Genomic DNA, 25,358 nt, shown 5'->3' with positions numbered 1-25,358 from the left:
TAAAATTTATAGCAAAGAAATTGCTTAAGCTTAGACGATTTCACCACACCCGTGAAGAGCTGCGGAAAAATTCAAATCTGTCCACAGCCTCAGGAGAAAGCCCCAGTTCTTCAAACATCTCCCTGAAAACCGCCCGGTATTCATCTTCAGGTATCGTTTCTCCGCTGCTTCCTACAGGCATTATAATTTGGAGCCTGGTCTCTCCGGAAGCATCCAGTTGAACCACGTACCTGTTCCCCTCATTATAAGTCATTATCCTCGCCCCCGGGACAAAATACCTTACCGAACCCAGCCGGTTCCCGTCCTTTAAAAAGACTTCTTCTATGTCCGAACCTGCCGTAGAGTACGTATAAATACCCAGAGTGGGCCCGTAAGAGGAATCATCACTGTTTTCCATGAGATAGGCATATACAGCCGGGAAATCCGGAGATTCGTTCACCTGTATTTCAACGTCCCATGCCTGGTTTTGTGCGGCTTTTTTCATAGTTTCAAGATAATTTTCCGAAAGTTTTTCATCCTTTTCCGAAACTTTTTCATCCGGGCCGAAGAGAAGCCCGAATTTTTCAAGCATCCAGGAGTCATCCGGAAATTCCGAAGGCTGCAAGGGGGATTCGAGGTCTGTGTGGCTGAAGTTCGAGACAGCCACACAGGTTCCGGTTCCGGCTTCCAATCCGTCTTCACACATGAAAACCGTAAGCTCGGAGTTACTATTATAATTAAACCTCATATCCTGCACAAGAGCAGCACCTCCGAAACTTTTCCGGACTTCCGGGACATCACCGGGGTCAAAACCCGGAAAACTTCCAGGCCAGGGCCAGTAGCCTTCCACTTCATAACCAGCTTTCTCCGCTTTCGTAAGTACTGAACCGTAATCAAAAGACCCGATATCAACTTTCTCCTCAGTATAGTACCAGGAACTATCAAAAGCTGCATACATAATAAGAAAAGGGCTGTAGATATACAGTACAAAAAGGAGGGGAAGGAATAATAATAGTATCAGTATGGCTTTTTGTTTATTCATGAAACCCTCAACTCCGGGAAAACACAGTAAACTGGAGGCGCTGCCAGCGTTCCGAGTTATAGGTCAAATTTCAAAACTATTGGGACTAATATATCTTGGTCTTATATCTTAGTCTTACATAACGCTAATAACACTACATTGTATATGTTAAAATATTAAATAAGTTAGGCTTATTTTGTGGATTTTTATATCCAAAAATAGAAAGTCAAATATTTAACCATAAATCCGGAATTTCCCAAAAGCCCCAGAATAACCTATAGTTTCTCCTTTCTATCTTCAGCAGACGGCCAATAACGTCACTGAAACTTTCTACTTCCCGTCTTACATTTTTTAGGAGATTGTATATATCGTTCCGGATTGAGATTGTCTTTGTACCTCTGTATCTGTGTATGTGTGCACAGAAACACGGTCCTTTGTTTTCCCGGTACTCAGGCCGTTTCTCTTATTCCTTTCCTCTGCAAAATAAACCATGTCGCAAGCACAAGGGCTCCGCAGCCCAGGGCAATGGTCCCCAGCACCGGGATCTTGTCTGCCCACTCCAGGGAAATGAACCACATGCCTGCAGCCCCGAGGGTGAAACAGGTGAAAATCAGCAGGGAAGAAGCCGAACCTGTATCCCTGTCGACCTGTTCCAGCACAAAGTTGTTGCTCGGGGGTCGGCTAATGCCGATCGAAAAGGTGATAAGGAACATTGGCAGGGCAAAACTCCAGGGGCCGTGCTGGCCGGTTGCAAGAAGAAGGATTCCGCCCAGGAAAATCCCTGTAAATCCCATGGTCATCAGATTCCCGGAGCTGAAAACCTTTCTTAACCGGAGGCAGGTAATGGATCCTACCATAATTGCAAGCGCATTGAAAGCAAAGAAGTAACTGTACTTTTGCTCGGTGAGCCCGAATTCGGTAACATAAATGGTGGAGGAGCCTGCGATGAAACTGTAAAGAGGAAAAAGGCTGATTGACATCACCAGGACCATTACCAGGTAAAGCGGGTTGAGCATTAGCCGGCCGTAGGCATGCATAACTCTGGAAAAAGGAGTATTGGATACCGAAGAAAGCGTCTCAGGAAAACGAAAAACCCCAAGCATCCCGATTCCTCCCATGAACGCCTGAATAACAAAGATCCAGGGCCAGGAAAAGTCAACAAGGATCCAGCCGCCGATTACAGGGGCAAGCATAGGGGCAATCGCCATTATAACGGCGGTATAAGCCAGAACTCTTTCCCTTTCCTGCCCCGAGAAGATATCCCTGGTCATTGCCATTGAAAGGGAAGAGCTTGCAGCAGCCCCTGCCGCCTGGAGCATGCGGGAGAAGATCAGCATTGAAGCGCTTGAAGCCAGGGCACAGAGAAAGCTTGCAATTATATACACGGCTAGCCCGAAAAGGAGAGGCCTGCGGCGGCCAAACCTGTCGGAAATGGGGCCGTAGAATAGAAGGAAAAAACCATAGGTAACAAAGAAGCAAATCAGGGTCAGGTTGATTACGGATAAGGGCTGATTCCAGGTTTCGGCAAGAGAAGGAAGTGCAGGCAGCATCATATCCGTTGACATTGCAGGAAAAGCGGTTAAAAGAGCCAGCAGCGGCACTGTTCCTTTCAGATTATCTCGCAAGTTTCCATTCTGATTTCCTTTGAAATTATATTTTTCTTTTTGAAAATGCATAGCAAGATCCTTTTACGCTTTTATTTGTTAAATTTAAGAACTGCCTAAATCTAATAACTGGTTATAACAGAATAAGCCAGTTATAACAGGATAAAATGTTGTAGTGGGTAAACTTGTATAAAGCATAGACTGGCTATAACAGGATATACTGTAACAAGCAGAATAGATATCGAAAGAACAGCGTGGTTTATAAAAGTTGTCAGTATATCCGGATTAAGAAAGTTAATCCGAATCAGGAAAGTTAACCGCAAAAATCAAAAAGGCTATGTATTAAAATCGAAATAGCTTGAATAGAACCAGCGTGAAAAACCTGCGAAAATATGGAGACCTCCCTTTTAATCTTGCCGTTATCCACGGCGGCCCGGGCGCCCCGGGAGAAATGGCACCTGTTGCAAGGGAACTTTCCGCTTTCAGAGGCGTACTTGAACCGCTTCAAACCGCAGTAATCCTTGACGGGCAGGTTAGGGAACTGAGAGAGATTCTTGAAAAGCACGGCAGCCTGCCAGTTACCCTGGTCGGTTTTTCATGGGGTGCAATGCTCAGCTTTATATTTACTGCCCGGCATCCGCAGTTAGTAAAAAAGCTTGTACTTATCGGGAGCGGCCCCTATGAAGAGAAATATGCTACAAACATAACGAAAACGCGGATAAGCCGGCTCGGGAAAACTTTTTCAGCCTGACCGAAACCCTGAACGATCCTTCCGCTGAAAACAAGAACGAGGCCCTTTGCAGCTTTGGGAAGTTAATCTCGAAAGCCGATACTTATGATTCCCTTCCGTATAAAGACGAGCTACTTGAATGCAGATATGAGAGTTTCAAAGGTGTGTGGGAAGAAGCCAGTGAACTGAGAAGCTGCGGAAAACTGCTTGAACTCGGAAAAGAAATCTGCTGCCCGGTAGTTGCAATTCATGGCGATTACGATCCGCATCCTTTTGAAGGCGTTAAAGAACCTCTTTTCAGGAACCTGAAGGATTTCAGGTTCATTTTGCTGGAAAAGTGCGGGCACAGGCCATGGATTGAAAGAGAGGCAAAGGAAAGATTTTACAGTCTACTGAGGAATGAAATCTAAATAAAATTAGTTCCGGAGATTAAAGTTTAAATATATCTGCGTTTGTAAACTGGCCTTAAATCCATTCTATACTGTAAATTAAATCTTTTTGTTCCAGCCATTTAAAAAGGAAAAGTGAGAAATTTGATAGAACAGTCGCAGTTAATCTATTTTATTGCAGCTTCTGCGGCGCTTACACTTCTTCCGGGCCCTGATATTTTATTCGTATTAACCCAGAGCATTTCGCAGGGCAGGAAAGCAGGAGTTGCAACCGCATCCGGTCTCTGTACGGGCGTACTTGTCCACACTACTGCAGCCGCACTCGGAATTTCCGCCCTGGTGTATAAATCCGCTCTTGCTTTTGAAATCGTAAAATACGCAGGTGCAGCCTATCTGCTCTACCTTGCCTGGCATGCCTTAAAAGAAAGCGAAGAGCTGATATCTTCTACCCCTATCCGGGAAAACGATGCCTTTGCGCTTTACAGGCGCGGGATCTTTATGAACGTTTTAAACCCTAAAGTTGCCCTCTTTTTCCTTGCCTTCCTGCCCCAGTTTGTAAATATAGATTCAGGAAATGTCCCGGTGCAGATGATATTTCTGGGAATAATTTTCATGGCTCAGGCCTGGCTGATCTTTTCCGCAATCTCGGTCTTTGCCGGAACCGTCGGCGAGAAAATAATACGGAAACCAGGGATCGGGAAGTATATTAACCGGGGAAAAGCCGGGATTTTCGCATTCATCGGAATTAAACTTGCTCTGTCTCATAAATGAACCAGAAGCAAGTGAAAACAAGTGAAAATAAGTAAGAATAAGTAAAAATAAGCGAAAGTAGTTAAAAACAAATATAATTTCAAGAGCAAATGTAATTTAATTTAACCATACCGGTCAAGACCTGACAGTTTGAATTGATATACATAAAGGCTTAGAAGAATTAATCTAGCAAGAACTGTCCAGTAATTCAGCACAATAAGGATGATCAAATTCATCCTTTTTACCATTTGAGCAGTCAAAGAACAAAAACATCAGGAACTTTACCTGCATCCGTATTTTACGGAGAATTGTCCGGACTGCTCAATTTTCCCATCTGGTGTGCTACAAAAATTTTAAAATCTTCTGCCTCTATCACAGGGAATACGTCAACCTGGCATAAATCGGCAAATGGCAAATTATAAGTCATATAATCTTTGACAGTTTCTACGTCAAATAGAGTAATCACACGCCCTCCGCCTGCATCAAACCACTGGTTAATAACCTTCAACCCATTTGGAGAACCCATTTTTTCCACCTGTTCCCATCGCTTAAACAGCTCCATGGTATTTTCAGGGTCAAATGTTGTTATGTCTAACAATAACATATTTTTTAGTTCCTTATCCGGTCTGATAATTTATAATTTCTATATATACAGTATAGGATATGAGACTTATATACATTTAGTATTGAGAAAGAATTGAAATAAGAGCTTAATTAAAAAAGTTATCTTTCCCTTTTGATCCGGGCTGTTTAAAGCTTCAAAATCGAATAAAAGAATTGACAATTTGCGAAAACTCCTCACGTTTAGAGGCATTAAAACATCGACAGCAAAATAGACAACCAAAAGTCAATTAATCGTAAAAGATAATGTAAGTCAAACTTGTATGCTCCAGAGTGGATTTTATGATTGCGGACCCAAACCTTACATTATTTCATATCATCAATGGTATGGCTGGAAGAAACCCTCTTCTTGACAGTACCATGATATTTGCAGCAAAATATATCATTTATATTTTTGGTGCTTATCTTGCATACACATGGTTTGTAAGAAACAGGTGCCGGCAGGAGATATTGTTTACCGGATACTCAGCCCTGCTGGGCCTCGGAATAAATATTCTTATCACCCGATTCTATTTTCACCCGAGGCCTTTTATGATCCCCACCGGGACCCTGCTTATAGCGCATGCCTTTGAATCTTCGTTCCCATCCGACCACGCTACTATAATGTTTTCGATTTCACTGATGCTTCTGGCATTTAAAGATTTGAGGCGTACCGGCGCGATATTTATAATGCTTTCATGCGTTAGCGGGTTTGCGAGAGTTTATTCCGGGCTGCATTTTCCCATGGATATCGCTGGCTCTTTACTTGCCGCTTCAGTTTCGATAGGAATATTGCTGGCCCTGAAAAATTATCTGATCCCCATTAACAGGATATTAATTTCCTACTTTGAAAATATTAAGGAGAAGCTCGCAAAAAAAGGTTTAAAAACGTCTTGTAAATAAGTTATAAACCGAAAGTGAGCATAGGATACGAGAGTGACAGGAAGCAATAACACCATGCGATTGATGACATACAGCCAGGATTTGTACAGATGAGCTTGAAAGAGCTTAAAACAAAACTTAACGAATTCTTCTCCGGCGAAGACCGAGTTTGGCTGAGGAAATTATATGTCTGAAAAATACAAAATTTAAACTAATTATAGTACCATATAAACAATCTAACTGAAGCAGGGGGTAGTTATCACGCCAAGAGTAATCCATTTTGAGATATCTGCAGGAGACGTTGCAAGAGCAAAAAAGTTCTATGAAGAAGTATTCGGCTGGAAGATAGAGCGATCGGAAGGTTCGATGGAATACTGGAACATAATAACCGGCAAGCAAGAAGAGCCGGGAATCGATGGCGGCCTGATGAAAAGGCAGGGCGGAGAACCGGGAGCGGACACTCCGATAGGTACCTATATCTGCACAATAGGCGTCCCGAACATCGATGAATACCTGAGTAAGATACAGAAGCACGGCGGCAAAGTGACTATGGAAAAAAGGCCCATACGCGGCGTCGGCTGGTATGCATATTGCCTCGACACCGAAAAAAATATATTCGGAATAATGCAGCCTGACACGAGTGTCAGATAACTTTTTAAATCTATTTTTTTACTTACCCGGCTTTTTGGCCCGATTTATTCCGATCTATCCCGATCCGGCGCGTAAAAGGCATGCTCTACAGAGCTTTTTTTTCAAAATTGAATAGAAGCAGCCGCTAACAGATATTTAGATATTATATTTACATCGCTCTCTCAGTACAGACTCAATCTTCCAAACGCGGACCTGATTATAGCTTTTTCGCTTCCTCTCCTTCTCGCCCAGGTTTCCTGTACTTCCTTCCCATCAGCCCCATAACAACCCGTAAAAGAGGATCTTAAGTACAAAGGCGGAATGTAAAAAAGTAAACTGGAATTTAAGAGTAAACTAGAATTTAAGAGTAAACTGGAATTTAAGAGTAAACCGGAATATAGAGTGAAAACATATAACCTGAGTACGGACAAGTAAAATGGAGTGGAAATGTGAAAGAGGAGCGACTAAAGCCGATTAAAGCCCTCACGTTTGGAGAGGCCCTTTTTGATATTATCAGGGGTTCAGCCCACCTCGGAGGAGCCCCTCTGAACCTTGCAGCCCATCTTGCAAAACTGGGAGCAAAACCGGCTGTGATCACGGCAGTCGGAAGGGACGAGCTTGGAGAAATCCTGCTTGAGAGGGCTGAAGCGATGGGAATTGACACCTCGTACATCCTGATTGACGAGAATAGGCCCACCGGAACCGTTACTGTAGAATTAAGGGCTGAAGGAATTCCGGTTTTCACGATCAACGAAGGCGTTGCCTGGGATGCGATTATGCCGGGCGAAAAGGAGTTCAGGGCTCTTTCCGGGGAAGAATGGGATGTTTTCTGTTTTGGAACCCTTGCCCAGAGGACGGAAGAAAACCGGAAAACTCTGAAGAGGCTGTTTTCGGAAATAAAGTCAAGACATTTCTTTTATGATATAAACCTTAGGACCGGATTCTACAAAAAAGAATGGATACTATCTTCCCTCGAACACACCACGATTTTAAAGATGAACGAAGAAGAGGCTGAGATACTTTCCAGCCTGCTTTCTGGCACTTCAAACGCCTGCAAACCTTTTTGCTCTTACGAAGCCTTCTGCCGGCTCCTTACGGAAAAATATTCGGGTATATCCGTAATCTGCATAACAAAAGGGCCCAGAGGCGCGGCTGTTTATCATAAGGGCGTTTATGAGGAGGTGGAAACCACTCCCGTCGAGGTGGCAGATACCGTCGGAGCCGGAGATGCTTTTTCCGCAGGTTTTCTTTACACCTGCCTCTCAGGATACGGAGCCTCGAAAGCCGCTTCAATCGGCTGCATTCTTGGGACTTATGTGGCATCAAAACCGGGTTCGGTGCCTGAATATTCAAACGAGCTTATAGAAGAATTTAAAGCTGAGGATTTAAGTTTGAATCCGGTTAAGATTAACTGAATTGAGATGTGCCAGGATATAACTCAATTAAAAGTTGAAAGAATTCAGTTTATAGAAAGAACCGGATTTATCTGCATAGAGGTTTTTTAGAAGGGAATTCCCCAGAGAGGGTACCATTTTTCTACATTTTTCTCAACAGGCATTTCCCTTTCCATTTCCGCCCTTAACCTGAACTCGAAGGGGTTGTCTCTTTGCTTGCCGGAAAGCGGGATAAAGGGGTAATAAGTTCCCTGCTTAAAATTGTAAATCCAGTAAACTGCTTTTCCACCTCCGGGCTTTCCGGCTTCGGGTTCGCTGTCAAACCTGTAAATGGCACAGAGAAGCTGCTCTCCAAAGCCGTGCTCTTCAAGGGTCTCACTTACAAGATGAATGCTTGCAACAAGGTCTTCGAAGTCCGGGTCTTTAAAGATAGCCCAGAGAAAGTTAAACTCATCTTTTTCAAGCCTGAATTCGGTTTTTGTTTCTTTTGAACTGTATTCCAGAAGTTCCTGAATCTCCTTTCGCGCAGATTCGTACGCTGAAGCACCTATTGGCTTAAAACAAATTCCTGCAGCTCCTGAAGGCTTCAGGCCAAGATTGCTTTCCAGAGTAATGCTGGCCGTGGAGATTGCAAAGAGATTGTCAGTTTTTGCTTTCGGAAGCCTGCTCCTCCCGAGTACCGCATCCATAAAATCCCGGAGACCCATTTAATTTCTCCTTATTTGACCCATATTTTGAATGTATTCTGTGGATTTCGTGTTAATTCAGACTCGTTTAAGTCATGTCCTGCTGCATCTTTTCAAGCCTGGCTATTCTTTTTTCCACGGACGGGTGAGTGGAAAAGAGGTCCATTATGGAAGAACCTGAAATTGCAGGCACCGTGAAAAAGGCATTCATTCCTTCTACTGTCCTGAGATCTTCACTCGGAACCCTGGCCATAACCCCGCTTATTTTCATGAGGGCAGATGCAAGAACAGATGGCTGCCCGGTAATAACGGCTGCGCCCCTATCTGCAGCATATTCCCTGTAGCGGGAAAGGGCGCGAATTAGTATGAAGCTGACAATCCAGACCGCAATTGAAACCAGCCAAATGAGCACTACGCCTCCGCCGTCCCGTCGCCTATCCCCTCCCATACCTCCGAAGTAAAGGCTGTAGCGCATAAAGTAGAAAGCCAGGGTTGAGATAAAACTGGCAATCGTCATGACAGCCATATCCCTGTTCTTGACATGGCTGAGTTCATGGGCAAGCACGGCCTCAAGTTCGGCTGGAGAGAGCTTGTCCAGAATTCCTGTCGTAACTGCAACGACAGCTTTGTTCTGGCTCCGGCCTGTTGCAAAAGCATTCGGAACCTGGGACCTGACAATTGCCACCTGTGGTTTCGGGAGGTCAGCAATTGCGCAGAGCCTGGTAATTATCCCATGAAGCTGCGGGGCTTCGCTTTCAGAAACAACATTCGCTCCGGTTGACCAGAGCACCAGTTTATCCGAATAAAAATACTGTATAGCCATGAAAGAGCCTACAAAAAGCAGCATAACCACTGGTTGGGTTCCCTGATACGAAAGAAATGCCAGGAAAAAAAGGTAAACTGCTGCCAGAAGAAACATTGTGAAAATCATTCGTGCCTGAAGTCCCAGATCCCGTTCCCACTTTCGTTTCATTGATTACTGCTCCCGAGTATGATTAAAAGTTAAACTGCGGTTAAGTGAGCTGCATTGATTGCAACTAAGATAAGCGCGATTACAGTAAATTACAACTAAAGAGAAATGCGATTAAAATTAAACACCGCTAGTCAAGTGCGTTTAAATGGTTATTAAATTTAAGTTAAATTATAATTATCTGAATTAAATTATAATTAAACCTACGTTAAATTATAATTAAACCTATGTTAAATGAAAATATTACCTACGTTACATGAAAATCAAGTTCGAATTAAACGAACTTGCAGGCGTGAACCTGTAAATCAGGTAAATCTGCAGATCAGGCGGAAAATTTTGATAGCGGCCGGGGGTAAAGATTACAGGGGCACAATATAGCTGCCTCTTCAATCAGAATATGAGATCAGCCCAGTTATATGTATCCTATAAAATATTTCCTCAAAGATTAAAGTTCTTTCCCCCTGTGGAAAAATTCAGGTTTTCTGTTTATCCATTAAAAGATAGTTCAAAAGGTAAAGGAAAGGGTCAAAGTGAGAAAAGGTCAAAGTGATATTTGATAAACTAATTCGGTAAACTGATTTGATAAACTGATTTGATAAACTAATTCAAGAGATTGATTTAGCAAACTGAATCAGAAGAAGATTGGTAATAGACTGAAGGTAATAAGAAAGTAAAATTATAGACTTAATATAGGGATAAAGACGAATAATAGACCTATAGATAAAGATTACACATAATAGCTGGATAAGAGAAGAGTAATCAACTTGATAGATTAATTTAACGGATAGAATAAAAATGACGAGAATAGGAATAATGCCCGGAAGAATAGCACTTGTTCATAAGCAATAGCACATTTGGAGATCGGGTATAAAAATAGCAGACTATTTATAATTGAAATGTAATTTCCATATAGAATCATAAGCTCAGGTAAAAAAGTACGAACCTATACAAAGAATTATAAGATTTGTACAATGGAATTTATATGCGCTGCACAATAGAGTTTAAACGTGCTATACAATGGAATTTGAGCGTGCCACACAATAAATTCAGAAGTGGCATATAATAAAATTTATAGATGCTGTATTCGTCTCTGGATAATAGAAGATTCCTCAAAAAATGCTTCTTTCCTGCAGAACACTCACAGGATTCTCCCATAACCGGCAGGGGACGGGAGAGTCCTGACAGAAGAAATTCAACAGAAGAAATTCTGTTGTTTAGCCTCTCCTTATTGAAAAAAAGTTTAAGGTCCAGCCATGCAAAATATACTCTCAGTCCAGTCCCTCACAAAGAAATTCGATGATTTAACGGCTGTAAAAGATATCAGCTTCAATGTTGAAACCGGTTCGATCTTTGCTTTTCTTGGCCCAAACGGGGCAGGCAAATCCACAACCATCAAAATGCTTACAACAGTCCTGAAGCCGACATCAGGGGAAATCAGCATTAACGGTTTCAATGCGCTTAAAGAACAGGACAGGGCCCGTGCATCTTTCGGGATAGTCTTCCAGGACCACAGCCTTGATGACGAGCTGACGGCTTACGAAAATATTGCCTATCATGCAGTTATTTACAAAGTGCCAAAAAAGGAAAGGGCTGAAAGAATTCGAAGAGCCCTGGAGATAGTCGGGCTCTGGGACAGGCGGGAAGATTATGTTAAAAAATACTCAGGCGGCATGAAGCGCAGGCTTGAGATTGCGCGGGCGCTCGTCCACTATCCGAAAATCCTATTCCTCGACGAACCTACGGTAGGACTTGACCCCCAGACCCGGAAATCTATCTGGGACCATATCAAGAACCTCAACCAGGAAAAAAGAATGACAATTTTTCTAACCACACATTATATGGAAGAAGCCGAAGCGATTGCGGACCGGATCGCAATCATTGACCACGGGAGAATTATAGAATCCGGCACAGTTGACGAGATAAAGGCAAGGACGGATGCAGAATCCTTAGAAGAAGCTTTCCTGAAGCTGACAGGCCGGGATATCCGGGACGAGAACAACGGATCCGGAATTAAGATGCGTACTCTAAGGGGCATACGAAGGAGGAGCAGGAATTGATCGAGGTAATCTATATCCTCTGGCTCAGGCAGCTCAAACACTACTGGCGTTCCAAAGCCCGACTGCTGGGCTCGCTCGGGCAGCCCCTGCTCTTTCTGGTGACTTTCGGGTTCGGATTCGGCCCCATGTATACCAGGGCAAGCGGAGGGGCAAATTACATGGATTTTCTTGCGCCAGGCATCGTTTCCATGTCAATTCTGTTTACTGCTGTCTTTTCAGGGCTTGAGGTTATCTGGGACAGGCAGTTCGGCTTTCTCAAGGAGACACTCGTAGCTCCGATCTCAAGGACAGAAATTATGATCGGAAAAACCCTCGGAGGCGCAACCATAGCCATGATCCAGGGTCTGATCGTGCTGGGCCTGACCTATTTGCTCGGGTTCAGGGTCCCGAATCTTGCAAGCCTTGCACTCGGACTGATTTTCATGTTCCTGATAGCCATCTTCTTTACAGGCCTCGGCCTTGCGATTGCCTCAAAAATGAAAGATATGCACGGCTTCCAGTTGATAATGAATTTCCTGATCATGCCCATTTTCTTCCTGTCCGGCGCTCTCTTCCCCCTTGAAAACCTGCCGTCGCCGATCTATTTCATAAGCAGGATCGATCCCCTGACCTACGGGGTGGACGGCTTAAGGGGAGCCCTTGTCGGAATGAGCACATATGGAGTCTATAATGACCTGGCAGTAATAGGTTTACTCTCAGTTCTCGTCTGCGCAATCGGGACAGTACTTTTCTCAAAGCTTGAGGCCTAAGCGTCTTTTTCTCTCAAGCCTTTTCAAAAAAGGCTTGTTATCTTTTTTTGAAGCTTGAGGCGTAAGCGCCTCCTTCCTTCCGAAAATACGGGTTTGAAGCCCAAAGTTCCGCATAAATCAAAGTATTATATATAGCATTAATGTTTATTCTACATCGCTGTCGTATTATTATATACCTTTAAATTCGATGGCTATTAACCGTATCCGGAATTTACGGCTTACACGACATTACTCGGCATTTACAGCAGATCCTTTGAATTGACGTATGAAAAGATTCTTTAAATTGGGATATGAAAAAATGAGGCATTGCAGATGCTGGATCTTATTGAATTTCTAGCCCTGGGATCATTTCTCGGCCTTGCAGCAGGGACGTCTCCGGGCCCACTGCTGGCTGTAACCATTTCCGAAACTCTGCAGCACGGCAAATGGGAAGGGATAAAGGTCGCAATCTCTCCTCTGATTACAGACCTGCCAATAATCTTATCCATTCTGTATATTCTGTCGCATGTGACAAACTATAATTCTATTATCGGAGTTATTGCGTTTTTTGGGGCATCATATCTGATATATTCAGGAGTGGAATCCCTGAAAATCAAGAAGGATAGCGTTGAATTAAATGTAGAAAAAAAAGATGCCCTTAAAAAAGGAATCATTGTCAACTTTGGAAACCCGCATCCGTACCTTTTCTGGATCTCGATAGGCGGGCCGATAATTTTTAAGAGCATGAACACTCACATTTCAGCTACTATTTTATTCATACTGGGATTCTATGGCTTTCTCGTAGGATCAAAGGTAGGTATAACACTAATTGTAGAAAAATCAAAATCTTTTATCAATAGTAAATATTATTTTTCGATAATTCGGATTCTGGGAATAGCACAGATCGTATTCGGATTGACTTTTATAAAAGTGGGTCTGGAATCATTAAAATTTATATAATTTTTTCCGTTTTTTAGTCTAAGTTTCACATTAAAAACAATGAGTCAAATAAAAGCGATAAATTAAATTAAAAGCGATAAATTGCTGATCTGAAACTGATAATTATTGATCTGAAAATTCATGGATTTCCGGACTGAATGACCCTGCATATGAGAAAAATTAAAATCTAATTCTCAGTTAAGGGCAGATTTGCCTGAGGCCGGAAACCACATCAGCAAGAAGCTCAATAGGGATTCCCATAATCATTTCTTCGTCCGTAAGCGTCGCGTAAGCCCTGCTACCGGTGCAGCCGACTGTGACTCCTATTTTGCCTTCTTTATGGATCTGCACAACGCCGTCCGAGCATACACTCTGTGTTCCTGCAAAGCTGACTTCAAGCCTGCCACCTGTTTTATACATCGCAGCCTGTGTAAGTAACATCATTTGTTTAGGATTACCGAAAACCAGGACAACATCCGGAATAAAGGAGGTCTTTTCCAGAGGAGAATACAGGACAGCTTTTGTTGAGTCAGGTGGGAGGGTAGGGATCATTTCAACGGTGCGCCTTGATGCACCCAGTGTGCTGAATAGCTCGAATTCTTTGTAATAGAGTTCACCGCTGAGCAGATCTTCAGGAATTGCACCAAGCCCCATCGCACCAGCTCCAATTTTACACATGTGGTTTTCATTTAAAGTGTAAAACTCTTCACGGGTTCTTCTCGCTTTGTTCACAAACTGGCAATGAGTCATACCCTCATCTGCTCTTTTGATACCCTCTGGAATTTCGTCTCCCTGCGGGATCAGTTTTACTGCAACAGCAGACGTTCTGATTTTTAGATGTTTGATCAGTTCCGGTCCATAGCGATTCATTTCATTTGCATCCATATTTTCTACACATCCAGATTTTTAGCTTTGATTGAAAATTTTTATAAGATTAAGACAGTAGAGTTATTTTAAGTTTCTTAGTTTTTTTGAAATTGTATAAAAATAAATCAACTGTTTGAATATGAATTAACAGGCATTCGGAGCCGGGCCGTTAAAACTGTTGGGCCAGTAATTGGAGCCGCCGCCACCATTGGCATCAACGCGCATGAACCCGTCCAGCTGGTAGTTTGCCTCGGGCGAATTTTTCGGCACATTCACAGGAATTGACTGGTAATTTGGGCCCAGGCGGTGGAGGTGAGCGTCGTGGTAAGAGAACACCCTTGCCTGAAGCATCCTGTCCGGTGAGACTCCAATTCCGGGCACGAGGTTTGCAGGGCTGAAGGCTGCCTGCTCGACTTCAGCAAAATAATTGATCGGGTCCGGTTAAGCACCAACTTGCCTATCTTTATGGGCTGAAGCCTGACCAGGATCAAACATACGAAGATTATGACAGAAAAGCCTCACAATTAAAAATTAGCTTATTTAATGTCTGATCAAAAACGAAATAAAGCCAGATAAGGTGAAATCTTAAGCAAAGGTAAAAGAAAAATGGATTAACAAATGAAAAATAGACGAAAGAAAAGAGAAATACTTGAATAAAAAATAAATAAATAAAAAATAAATAAATAAAAAAGTCAATAAAAAATGAGTAATACTTTCGTTACTTTTTGGCTACTTTTTCTTCTTTCAGCATCTTTTTAGCAATCATAAACACCACAAACGCGATAATAATGAAGTTTATCAATTCTCCGAGAAAAGCACCCCAGCCAAGTACTATGGGCCCGATTTCAAGCGTTGCCGTTTCCCAGGCGCCGCCAGGTATAAATGGTGTGATGACGGGCATAACAATATTATCCACAAACGATTTTATAAAAGCTGTAGATGCAATACCCATTATCAAAGCAATCGCTAGAGGAACCACTTTGTATTCATAAAGAAATTCTTTAAATTCGGCAATAAGTCCCATAATTTTCTCCTCAAATCTTGGATTTAATAGAAACTAATAAACATTTAATCAAATGATTATATATCATTACTTGTATATATACTCTATGTACGTTTTTTACTTGTCGGGACTTGTTTTTTCCGTGAAGTATCCATAAAAATGGTTTCGAAGCCCAATTAACCGGGATCGGCAGCAGATACCTTAAAGATAAAAGCAAAAGGTAATTCCTAAGGCAGGCGAAACCCGGGTTGAAAATTTTTATGTAAAATCGCAGCATTTAAATGCAAATGACTGAAGCTGCGCTAAAAAATGCCAGAATCTGAAAAATAAAATCGGGAAAAGATAGAGTTCATACAAAAGGTTAATACAAGCAGGAAATGGTATTATTGGCATTATAAAAAGGAACATTAAAAGTTAGCTAATTATTCCAAAAACCAGCGTAGAAGTAGATGGTAGGGGCTGAGTCCCTATTCTCAGGTCCCTACCTGCGATCCAACCCAAAGATTAAGAGGAAACCCTATTACTCTCAATCTAGACATATATAATGATCCGGTTATATATATCATAACCGATGCGTAACATTGTTTCTGATTTTAAATTTCAATATAATTGAAAAATTATATTATATCGAAGATTTTGATGATATTAAAAATAATCAATTCATTAAAAAGTGAGATATATAGAAAGATTACAATGGATTTAAAATCCTTTGCGTCAGATTATTTTTTGTTTAGATACAATTTTTGATATAATTAATTTAAAATAATTTATGTCATTAGTATATTCCGGAGTTGGGAAGTCCATTTGGGAAAATGGGTTGGGGGAATCATCTCTCAATAAAAGAATCACCTGGGGCCGCTGATCTTTCGTCGAAAAGTATGCTTGGGGGAGCATAACTCGAAGAAACTGTATTGGGGGATACAGTAGATCAGCACCTCCGGTTTTCTTCTTACATTACTATTTTGATGCTCTCAACGTACTTTTAACGTCCTCAACCTTTAATTTCTTCAACTTTAACGTCTTCAACTTTTAATGCCTTCAACTTTTAATGCCTTCAACTTTAATGTCTTCAACTTGTTCTAAATCTGTTTATTATCGGTCTGATAATAGACTGACATATCCTCCGGTTTTAGACCTTTTAAATTTAAATTAAGACAAAAAATGTATTGTTCCGATTCTCCACCTGCAAACTTCAGGGATTTGTCGAAACAACCCACCATATTCTTATGATGATTCTTTTGACAAGACTCTTCGATATTCAGAAACCTGAGTGCATCTTTACAGAAAGTTCTACAGGTAAATAAAATCAGTCATGTTTTTATAAGCAACAATTATATAAGTGTAAAAAAATAAAATATGATTTCCAAAAATACATTTAGGATCAGATAAAATAAAAGTTATAACTTCAGGTAAATTAAGGACATTGAAACAAAATTTTCGACATTTCATTTTAGTATCGGAGAACAAAATGAATGCCAATAGAGTTTCTGGTGTTGATATTGTTGGGGGTATACCCTGGGGAACACATTTCTGCCAGTTTTACCAGACAAATAAAGAACTAATGGACATAGCTATCCCTTATTTTAAAGCAGGACTGGAAAATAATGAATTTTGCATGTGGATTACTTCAGAATCTCTGGATGTGGAGAGAGCAAGAGAAGCTCTGAGAAAGGCTATCCCTGATTTTAATATTTATTTGAAAAGAGATCAAATCGAAATAATTCCTTATACTGATTGGTACTTAAAAGAAGGTACCTTCGATTCTGAAAAAGTTCTGGATAACTTGGGTGAAAAACTCAACCAGGCTCTAGACAATGGCTATGAAGGACTGAGAGCTATAGAGAATACTTGCTGGCTCAAAAAAGAAAATTTCAATTATTTCATTAATTATGAGAAAAAACTGGATTCTATTATAGGCAAGCATCTAATAATAGCTCTGTGTACCTATTCCCTCGATAAATGCAATACAACCGAAACCATCGAGCTTGTTGCAAACCATCAATTCAGTCTGGTCAAAAAGGAGGGAAAATGGAAGCAAATAAAAAGTCCCACTCGGAAAAGTGTTATCGAGCTCGATCGTAGGGACACTATCCTCGAGACAATAGGATTAATCAATCAGATTATTCATTCGACCCTCGACTTCGATGAGATAATGCAAAAGACTGTTTCAGAGGCAGCGAGGGCAATTGGATGTGAAACAGCTGCCATCTCTCTGAGAGAAGGTAAGCACTGGGTCCTCAGTTACGTGCATGGCTTTCCACAAGATGTAATCGGGACAGAGATGGACGACGTGGAAGAGCCGCACGCTGTGCTTGCCATCAAAACGAAAAAGCCTGTTGCTATCAATGACGCCTTTAACGATGAAAGGGTGAACCGCAATCACATGAAGAAATGGGGCGTTCGTTCCGTACTGGTTGTCCCTCTTATCATCAGGGATAAAGTTATCGGAGTGCTTTTTTTCAACTATCATAGGTCTACTTTTGCATTCGATGATAACGACCTGTACTTTGCATCCCAGCTTGCATCATCGATATCGCTGGCTCTGGAAAACTCCCGCCTTTTCGAAAACCTTAAAATGGAACTGGCCGAGCGCAAGCGGGCCGAAGATGCATTAAAGGAGAACAAGAAACAGCTGATTGTCAACCTGGAGGTTATGACGAGGCTGCAGAAACTCGGCACATTATTCGTACGTGAAGGCAACCTTGAATCGGTCCTTGGCAAGATCGTCGATGCGGCAATCGCCATTTCCGGTGCTGACTTCGGCAACATCCAGTTACTGGACCCAAAATCATCTGACCTCAAGATCGTGGCTCAGCGCGGGTTCCCGCAGTGGTGGCTGGACTTCTGGAACAAAGTCTCTGAGGGCAGGGGAACCTGTGGCACGGCACTTGAGCGAGGAGAGAGAGTCATTGTCGAAGACGTTGAACAAAGTCCTGTCTTCGTCGGCACCCAGGCTCTGGAAATCCAGCTTAAGGCCGGCGTGCGAGCAGTTCAGTCTACCCCACTCCTGAGCAGGTCAGGAAGGCTTCTTGGTATGTTTTCAACGCATTATAAGACGCCACATCGGCCGGATGACCGAGCTCTTCGTCTGCTTGACCTGCTCGCCCATAATGCGGCCGATATTATTGAGCGGGCGCAAATCGAGGAAGCGCTACATCAGGCGACGGAACACGAAAGGTTTCTGGCTGACGTAGTGGAGAAGGCCAACGTATCCGTCGGCGTCGGCGCGCCGGATGGCAGGCTGCTCATGTTCAATCAGGCGTTTGCCGACCTCACAGGCTACAGCCGCGAAGAACTGATTCAGAAGCAACTTACCTGGAACACCGATCTTACCCCTCCCGAATGGCGCGAGTATGAAGCCGCACGCCTGTCCGAAACTCTCCGCACCCGGCAACCCGTCCGCTACGAGAAGGAATACCTCCGTAAGGACGGCACACGTGTGCCCATCGAAGTCTTCGTGCAGCCAGAATTTGATACTGCGGGCAATCTGATCAACTACCGCAGCTTTCTGACAGACATCACCGAGAGAAAACGGACCGAGGAGGCTTTACGGAAGAGTGAGAAACGCTTCCGCGCTCTTGTGACAGCCAGTTCGGAAGTGATATACCGTATGAGCCCTGACTGGAGATGCATGAACCGGCTCTGTGGCCGGGGTTTTCTCACAGATACGGAAAACCTGAACCCCACATGGCTTCAGGAATACATCCTCCCGGAAGATCAGCCGTATGTGACAGCCGTCATCAATGAAGCCATTCGGACGAAAAGCATTTTCGAACTGGAGCATAGGGTCAGGCAAGCAGACGGCAGCATTGGATGGACGCTCTCGCGTGCGATTCCTATACTGGATGCAAATGGCGAAATAATTGAATGGTTCGGTACTGCCAGCGACATTACCGAGCGCAAGCAAGAAGAGCAGAAGATACTCAGATACAACCGGGTTCTCAAAGGAATTAACAGGATCTTCAGCAGCGCGATGAAAGCTGAAACAGAGGAAGAATTAGGGCAAGCATGCTTATCTGTAGCCATGGCAGTAACCGGAAGCCAGATTGGGTTCGTTGGCGAAGTGGGTGAGGATGAGTTACTGCACGATATCGCAATAAGTGATATGGGATGGGAACAGTGCACGATGTATGACAGGACCGGGCATCTTCGCCCCCCTGGAGATTTTATCCTGCACGGACTGTATGGCTGCATAATTGATACAGGAAAAAGCTTTTTCAGCAATGAACCGCAGTCACATCCAAACAGTATTGGTCTGCCTCAAGGTCATCCAGAACTTAAGTCATTTCTTGGCGTCCCCCTTGTCCAGAACGGGAAAACGATAGGCTTGATCACGGTCGCAAACCGTGAAGGCGGCTATGACTGCGAGCAGCAGGAGGATCTTGAAGCTATAACGCCGGCGGTAACGCAGGCACTGCAGAGGAAAAGAGCAGAAGAAAAACTGGCAAAAATTGATATTGCCCGCCAGAAGGAAATTCACCACAGGATCAAGAATAACCTCCAAGTTATTTCCTCACTGCTTGATCTCCAGGCCGAGCAGTTCAGAAGTCGGGAATGCATTAAGGATTCGGAAGTTCTCACGGCTTTCATGGAAAGCCAGGACCGAGTAACATCTATGGCGCTTATCCATGAGGAACTGTATAAAGGTGAAGGGCTCGAAACTCTGAACTTTTCACCATATCTGGAGACACTCATTGAGAACCTTTTCCAGACTTACAAACTTGGAGACTCCAGTATTAGCTTAAATCTGGATCTGGAAGAGAACGTTTTCTATGATATGGATACTGTAGTCCCGCTAGGAATGATCATTAATGAGCTTGTCTCGAATTCTCTTAAACATGCATTTCAGGGTAGAGATAAAGGGAGCGTTCATATAAAACTTTATAGAGAAGAAATCCAAGAGTGTATAAACATCCGAGAAGAAAGCAAAAACAAAGGCTGTAAAAGCATTAACTTCGTTCTGACAATCTCAGATAATGGGATAGGTATACCTGAAAGCCTGGAGATTGAGGAGCTTGAGAGTCTTGGCATGCAGCTTGTAATTTCCCTTGTAGACCAGTTAGATGGAACAATTGATCTGAAAAGAAACAATGGGACGGAATTCATTATAAGATTCACAGTAACAAAAAGAGGTAAATAAGCGTATCAGCGCTAACCTGCACTGATTAATTGAATAATGCCATCTTCTCAATCCAGGGTTCATGCATCCTGCCCTGTTTTTATGTCTTGCTCTCTTACTAAGTCTTGCTCTCTTAATATCACTCTCAGCGTTCAACTTTTCTCTTATGCTTGATGGCTTAGACATGCATTGGACAGTCAGGATATAATCTATAAGCTCACATGAAATTCTCTTACATAAGCTCAACAGCTTTTAATATCTAAAATTTCTAAGTTAGGGTCGGGGTAGATGAACTTTTCCAGTGTTTATTATTTCCATTACGACAAAAAAAAGCCATGATGGAGTGGGTCAGAATAGTAAACGAAGTTACTGAGAGAGAGCTTTTCTGCGAGAAGCTTCGAAAAAACGAAGAAATATACCGCATCGTCATGAGGCAAACTGAGCATCTTGTATACGATTAGTATATAAAAAGCAGCAAAATCTGCTGGTTAGGAGCTACCAGAGAATTTATGGGGTATGACTTAAAAGATCTGGAAAGTACAGATATTGGGGTCTGGCTAGATCATATCCATCCTGAAGAACGGAATAAAATCTGGAAAGCTTTTGAAAAGCATATGGAAACAGGAGAAAACTTCCAGCTTGAATACAGGTTCAGGAAACCTGATGAAAGTTATATCTATATAGAAGAGAACGTGATCTGCCTGAAAGATGAGAACGGCAGTGTAAATCGAGTTCTTGGAATAATTAAAGACATTACTGAAAGAAAGCTTACTCAGGAAAGACTGGAAGTCAGTGAGGAAAAATACCGTTCATTTATACAGAATTTTGATGGGATCGCGTCCCAGCTAGATGAGAACTTCTTCCCTGAGTTCATGCACGGAAAAGTAGAAGAAATTACCGGATATAGTGAAGAAAAGTTCTTATCCGGTCAGGTTTTGTGGATAGACATTATTCATTCTGCTGACAAACCTCTTGTTGTTGAAGATATTGATAATATTCAAAAATCTCCATATAATTCATCCAGAGAGCTTGACTTTCGTATAATACATAGCAACGGCAGAACGAAATGGGTACACCAGTGTTATCATAAAATCCAGGGAAAAGACGGAAGACCTGATAAGTATCAGGGAGTCATTTATGATATCACTGAAAAAAAGAATGCAGAAGAAGCCCTTGAAAAAATAGAGGCTATCCGTAACAAAGAAATTCACCACAGGATCAAGAATAACCTGCAGGTAATCTCATCCCTTCTGGATCTCCAGGCTGAAAAGTTCAACAAGAGAGAATGTATTAAGGACTCGGAGATCCTTGAAGCCTTTAAGGAAAGTCAGGACCGAGTAATGTCAATTGCCCTTATCCATGAAGAATTGCACGAAGGTGAGGGAAGAGATACCCTGAACTTTTCGCCTTATCTTGAAAAACTCGTTGAAAATCTTTTCCAGACCTACAGACTTGGAAACGTTGATGTCAGCTTAATTATGAACCTTGAAGAAAATGTTTTCTTTGATATGGATACTGCAGTGCCATTAGGAATGATCGTTAATGAACTTGTTTCAAATTCCCTGAAGTATGCATTTCCAAACAGGAAAACCGGAGAAATCCAGATTAACCTGTTCAAAGAAAGAAAAGCCGGGAACTCGTCAGGTAATTGTGAAAAAGAACTTACTGAGAAATGTACCGGATATACAGGATATACCCTTATTATTTCAGATAACGGAATCGGCATTCCTGAAAAAATCGATTTTGAAAACCCGGATACGCTTGGCCTGCAACTTGTAACCATTCTTGTAGAACAGTTAGATGGTGAAATCGAGCTAAAAAGAAACAAAGGTACCAGGCTCAAAATAAGGTTCAATGTAAAGCAGAGTTAATTCCCGAGTTTCCCGAATTCCGTCCTGGGAGCACGGCCCGAATTCCGCTTCAGGAGCACGGCCCGAATTCCGCTTCGGGAGCACGGGGTCCGTTTCGCTCACTTCGTTCGCTCAAGCGGAATAGTTTATAAATAAAGAATCTGGGTGGTGCTCAAGAAGGTTTATCCAGGGTAAGTAAAAGAATAGTATTCTTTGAGAATAGTAATCTTTGCTCGGCAGAGCTTCGGTTCTGCAGTGCGAGGTCCATAGAAAGCAATTTTAAGTATCATACCTGCCTCTGGAAAAGATGAAAATCTTAGCAGTCACTACATACAGATAAAAGCACGAATTTGAGAATAATCATAAGTTTTATACAAATAAGAACTTATAAAATGAGCTTAAAATGGGCTTAAAATGGGCTTAAAATGAGCTAACGTTTCTGAAAATCAGTTTAGAAGTAGATGGTAGGGGCTGAGTCCCTATTCTCAGATCCCTACCTGCGATCCAACCCAAAGATTAAGAGGAAACCCTATTACTCTTAATCTATACCTTTATAATGACCCGGTTATATATATCATAACCGATACGAAACATTGTTTCGGACTTAAAAATCCAATATAATTAAAAAATTATATTATATTAAAAATTATCAAGGCATTAAAATAATATTTTTATTAAAAGCGTACAATATAATTAAAATTTCTTAAGTGAAGCTGTTTTTTGCATGAGAGTAATTTTTAATATAAATAATTTAAAACAGACTAGAATCAATTTAAAACAAGTTATAATATTACTATGCTGCGCAGTTGGGGGACAACAGGTTTCATCTCTCAAACGGAGAATCTCTGAGGTCACTTATCATTCTTCGGATTAACATGCTTGGGGGAGCATAAATTCGAAGAAACTGTATTGGGGAATACAGTGAATACAGTGCCTCGGGGTTTCTTTTCAAAGCTATTGTTTTACCATTTCTACTGTACTTTTCTAGTATTATCAATTACCAAGACTGCTTATATTGATAATTATCAGACCAATATTTGTAGATCTCGAATAAGATAAGGGATAAAGTGTAACACTTAAACTGCCTATTTATGCGCTCTAATAGCCTTTTGGAGAAAATTAGATTAGTCTGCAGTTGATAGTCTTTCTGACAGAATTTTTAAAATTGTAGAAATATAATATAATTTTACGCATAGAACACCACAGATATATATTTATTATATTATTCCGGTATACGCACTCAATTATATAAATGATGAAAAATAAGATAACTTATTAAAATATTTTGAGAACCGGATAAAATGAAACCTGCAACTTTGGATAAAATGAAGATTTTAAAAAAGGCTCTTTGAGTTTTTACCCTGATATCGGAGAAAAAAGTGAATACAATTAGAGTTTCTGATGTTGACGTTGCTGGAGATATACCCTGGGGAATATATAAGTGAAAAAACTCCGCTGCAGGCTTTGTGAGCTTTTTTCTGTCCCATCAAAAACATGGTGAAGGATAAATGAATATAGTTGGACGTATCCAAAGATGGCTGACATTCGGGTTAAGTTCGGAGCAGGAGGATCGTTTTCGACAAGCTAACTTTAATTCAGATGTCGCCCAGGCCCGAATTTTCGTTATTCTGATCCTTCTGCCATTTGTAACCCTTCTGGTCAACGATTACGGTTTTTTTGGGTTCTCAAAGGCATTTTATGGTTTACTAGCGCTTAGACTTGCTTTCGCTGCATACACCCGAATGTTCCTTAAAAACCTGCAGGGATTTCCGAACTATCGATCCTACGACCGGGCTGAATTCGTTTGGGGTCTCTTTCTGGCGATCATCCATATCACGATAAATTCGACGCGACCTGAAAACTTCGTTTCCCATACCATCATCACGGTTCTTATGGTTTTCATCACGATGTTTGCCATCCCGAATCGATTCACCAACCAGCTTATTCTGTCCTTAGTGTATACTATCGGGCAGATATTGATTGTTGCGCCCAATCTGTGGATATCGCCACAGGCTTCCTTTACGGTGCTTCTCAGCATATTCATGGCGAATGCAATTGCCATTGTATCCGGCTGGCTGCTTCACTTCTGGCGCAGGCGGGAATTCCTGACTCACGAAGAAATAAATAACGCAAGGTTGGAAATTGAGACGCAGCTTACTGAGCGCAAGAAAGCTGAAGAAGCCCTTAAAGACCTTGAGACCGCCCGCAAAAAGGAAATTCACCACAGGATAAAGAATAACCTTCAGGTAATTTCTTCCCTGCTGGACCTCCAGGCTGATCAGTTCAGAAATAGAGAATGCGTTAAGGATTCGGAAGTTCTCACGGCTTTCAGGGAAAGCCAGGACAGAGTTTTATCTATGGCTCTGATTCATGAAGAGCTTTACAGGGGTGAAGGGCTCGAAAAGCTAAATTTTTCACCATATATCGAAGAGCTCGCTGAGAACCTTTTCCAGACATACAGGCTTGGAAATGCCGATATCAACTTAAAGATTGATCTGGAAGAAAATGCATTCTTTGATATGGACACTGCAGTTCCTTTAGGAATAATTATCAATGAACTGGTCTCCAATTCCCTTAAACATGCGTTTCCGGACAGGAATAAAGGAACAATTCGGATCACGCTCCATAAAGAAGGAATCAGGGAATACATAAACAGTATAGAAGGGAGCGGGGACTATAATAGTACGGCTTTCGTTCTGAAAGTCTCCGATGACGGCGTGGGCATCCCTGAAAATCTTGAGATTGAAGAGCTTGATAGCCTTGGCATGCAGCTTGTAACTTCCCTTGTTGATCAAATCGATGGGGAACTTGAACTCAAAGGTGATCATGGAACCGAATTCACTATCAGGTTCGCAGTAACAGAAAAGAATAACCAGGCTTCAGTGCTATCCCCACAGCAATTGGTTGAAAATGCCTGAATTCTATATGGCTCAGAATTACCAAACTGCTGGCATCCTGCAGCACATTGAATCTTTATAAGTGCGGGTGCAACCTCCCAGGCTCTAAGCCTGATGTTTTCTTTATTCTCTAGCGAGGAGGCATAGGACGTTAATAAGGATAAAAGGGGGTATCATCTATCCAGAAAGAATCCTGAAAGCAACGATTCCTCCTCGAACAAACGCCTAGAGCAGCATGATATTTTAAATGCATGTTTAAAGGC

19 protein-coding genes and 3 pseudogenes are annotated in these 25,358 nt (G+C 42.0%); 13 read left to right on the top strand and 9 right to left on the bottom strand.

Features of this window, described 5'->3' with window-relative positions:
• Positions 1-40: 40 nt before the first annotated feature.
• The 3 genes from ACPK8D_RS06430 to ACPK8D_RS06420 all read right to left on the bottom strand — a co-directional run bounded on the left by ACPK8D_RS06430 (position 41) and on the right by ACPK8D_RS06420 (position 2,625).
• Positions 41-1,021 (bottom strand): hypothetical protein, encoded by a 981-nt coding sequence (locus ACPK8D_RS06430; protein WP_424717016.1) that lies wholly within the window; start codon positions 1,019-1,021, stop codon positions 41-43.
• Between the two features lie 205 nt (positions 1,022-1,226).
• Positions 1,227-1,379 carry an antitoxin VapB family protein gene (locus ACPK8D_RS06425; protein ID WP_424717153.1) on the bottom strand — a complete coding sequence of 51 codons (153 nt, stop codon included), beginning with the start codon at positions 1,377-1,379 and terminating at the stop codon, positions 1,227-1,229.
• Positions 1,380-1,449: 70 nt separating this feature from the next.
• On the bottom strand, positions 1,450-2,625 hold the full coding sequence (locus ACPK8D_RS06420; RefSeq protein ID WP_424717015.1) for a multidrug effflux MFS transporter: 1,176 nt from the start codon (positions 2,623-2,625) through the stop codon (positions 1,450-1,452).
• Positions 2,626-2,962: 337 nt separating this feature from the next.
• On the opposite strand from ACPK8D_RS06420, the gene ACPK8D_RS06415 reads away from it, so the two are divergent.
• The 3 genes from ACPK8D_RS06415 (at position 2,963) to ACPK8D_RS06405 (ending at position 4,494) form a co-directional block, all read left to right on the top strand.
• On the top strand, positions 2,963-3,355 hold the full coding sequence (locus tag ACPK8D_RS06415) for an alpha/beta fold hydrolase (RefSeq protein WP_424717014.1): 393 nt from the start codon (positions 2,963-2,965) through the stop codon (positions 3,353-3,355).
• Between the two features lie 143 nt (positions 3,356-3,498).
• The gene (locus tag ACPK8D_RS06410; RefSeq protein WP_424717013.1) at positions 3,499-3,744 is read left to right on the top strand and encodes an alpha/beta fold hydrolase; all 246 of its coding nucleotides are present in this window, start codon (positions 3,499-3,501) and stop codon (positions 3,742-3,744) included.
• Between the two features lie 114 nt (positions 3,745-3,858).
• Positions 3,859-4,494, top strand: a complete 636-nt coding sequence (locus tag ACPK8D_RS06405) for a LysE family translocator (RefSeq protein ID WP_424717012.1) — start codon at positions 3,859-3,861, stop codon at positions 4,492-4,494.
• 277 nt (positions 4,495-4,771) lie between these two features.
• Here the strand turns inward: ACPK8D_RS06405 and ACPK8D_RS06400 are convergent, their stop codons facing one another.
• Positions 4,772-5,071 carry a DUF3303 domain-containing protein gene (locus ACPK8D_RS06400; protein ID WP_424717011.1) on the bottom strand — a complete coding sequence of 100 codons (300 nt, stop codon included), beginning with the start codon at positions 5,069-5,071 and terminating at the stop codon, positions 4,772-4,774.
• Positions 5,072-5,376: 305 nt separating this feature from the next.
• Here ACPK8D_RS06400 and ACPK8D_RS06395 point away from each other — a divergent pair, with 305 nt between their 5' ends.
• From ACPK8D_RS06395 to ACPK8D_RS06385, 3 genes are all read left to right on the top strand, one after another.
• Positions 5,377-5,976: an undecaprenyl-diphosphatase gene (locus ACPK8D_RS06395; RefSeq protein ID WP_424717010.1), complete on the top strand. Its 600-nt coding sequence runs from the start codon at positions 5,377-5,379 to the stop codon at positions 5,974-5,976.
• Between the two features lie 219 nt (positions 5,977-6,195).
• Entirely contained in the window at positions 6,196-6,606 is a 411-nt protein-coding gene (locus ACPK8D_RS06390; RefSeq protein WP_424717152.1) for a VOC family protein, read from the top strand.
• A 428-nt stretch (positions 6,607-7,034) separates the two neighbouring features.
• Positions 7,035-8,000 (top strand): carbohydrate kinase family protein, encoded by a 966-nt coding sequence (locus ACPK8D_RS06385; RefSeq protein WP_424717009.1) that lies wholly within the window; start codon positions 7,035-7,037, stop codon positions 7,998-8,000.
• 86 nt (positions 8,001-8,086) lie between these two features.
• Here ACPK8D_RS06385 and pspAB read toward each other — a convergent pair whose 3' ends face one another.
• A complete protein-coding gene (pspAB, locus tag ACPK8D_RS06380) occupies positions 8,087-8,686 on the bottom strand; it encodes a PspA-associated protein PspAB (RefSeq protein WP_424717008.1) in 600 nt (199 codons plus the stop codon).
• A gap of 67 nt (positions 8,687-8,753) precedes the next feature.
• A complete protein-coding gene (gene htpX / locus ACPK8D_RS06375; protein WP_424717007.1) occupies positions 8,754-9,638 on the bottom strand; it encodes a zinc metalloprotease HtpX in 885 nt (294 codons plus the stop codon).
• A 1,250-nt stretch (positions 9,639-10,888) separates the two neighbouring features.
• Between htpX and ACPK8D_RS06370 the strand changes: the two genes are divergently transcribed.
• From ACPK8D_RS06370 to ACPK8D_RS06360, 3 genes are all read left to right on the top strand, one after another.
• Positions 10,889-11,692, top strand: a complete 804-nt coding sequence (locus tag ACPK8D_RS06370) for an ABC transporter ATP-binding protein (RefSeq protein ID WP_424717006.1) — start codon at positions 10,889-10,891, stop codon at positions 11,690-11,692.
• Positions 11,689-12,441, top strand: coding sequence for an ABC transporter permease (locus tag ACPK8D_RS06365; protein WP_424717005.1), 753 nt, complete (start codon positions 11,689-11,691; stop codon positions 12,439-12,441). Before ACPK8D_RS06370 ends, ACPK8D_RS06365 begins: the two co-directional genes overlap by 4 nt.
• A 312-nt stretch (positions 12,442-12,753) precedes the next feature.
• Positions 12,754-13,380: a LysE family translocator gene (locus tag ACPK8D_RS06360; protein WP_424717004.1), complete on the top strand. Its 627-nt coding sequence runs from the start codon at positions 12,754-12,756 to the stop codon at positions 13,378-13,380.
• Between the two features lie 177 nt (positions 13,381-13,557).
• Here the strand turns inward: ACPK8D_RS06360 and ACPK8D_RS06355 are convergent, their stop codons facing one another.
• From ACPK8D_RS06355 to ACPK8D_RS06345, 3 genes are all read right to left on the bottom strand, one after another.
• A complete protein-coding gene (locus tag ACPK8D_RS06355) occupies positions 13,558-14,244 on the bottom strand; it encodes a DUF169 domain-containing protein (RefSeq protein WP_424717003.1) in 687 nt (228 codons plus the stop codon).
• 126 nt (positions 14,245-14,370) lie between these two features.
• Positions 14,371-14,607, bottom strand: a complete 237-nt coding sequence (locus ACPK8D_RS06350) for a catalase (protein ID WP_424717002.1) — start codon at positions 14,605-14,607, stop codon at positions 14,371-14,373.
• A 337-nt stretch (positions 14,608-14,944) separates the two neighbouring features.
• Positions 14,945-15,250, bottom strand: coding sequence for an MscL family protein (locus tag ACPK8D_RS06345; RefSeq protein ID WP_424717001.1), 306 nt, complete (start codon positions 15,248-15,250; stop codon positions 14,945-14,947).
• Positions 15,251-16,697: 1,447 nt separating this feature from the next.
• Here ACPK8D_RS06345 and ACPK8D_RS06340 point away from each other — a divergent pair.
• The 4 genes and pseudogenes from ACPK8D_RS06340 to ACPK8D_RS06325 all read left to right on the top strand — a co-directional run.
• Positions 16,698-20,369: a GAF domain-containing protein gene (locus ACPK8D_RS06340; protein ID WP_424717000.1), complete on the top strand. Its 3,672-nt coding sequence runs from the start codon at positions 16,698-16,700 to the stop codon at positions 20,367-20,369.
• A gap of 443 nt (positions 20,370-20,812) precedes the next feature.
• Positions 20,813-21,463: pseudogene (locus ACPK8D_RS06335) on the top strand (PAS domain-containing protein); the annotation flags it as partial.
• Positions 21,464-21,487: 24 nt separating this feature from the next.
• Positions 21,488-22,219: pseudogene (locus tag ACPK8D_RS06330) on the top strand (sensor histidine kinase); the annotation flags it as partial.
• A gap of 2,126 nt (positions 22,220-24,345) precedes the next feature.
• A pseudogene (locus ACPK8D_RS06325) lies at positions 24,346-25,116 on the top strand (sensor histidine kinase); the annotation flags it as partial.
• Positions 25,117-25,358: the final 242 nt, after the last annotated feature.

Origin of the sequence: Methanosarcina sp., assembly GCF_049706645.1 — an archaeon.
Lineage (GTDB): Archaea > Halobacteriota > Methanosarcinia > Methanosarcinales > Methanosarcinaceae > Methanosarcina.
Note: the sequence above shows the minus strand (reverse complement) of the source record. Positions and strands in the feature narration are given on the sequence as shown.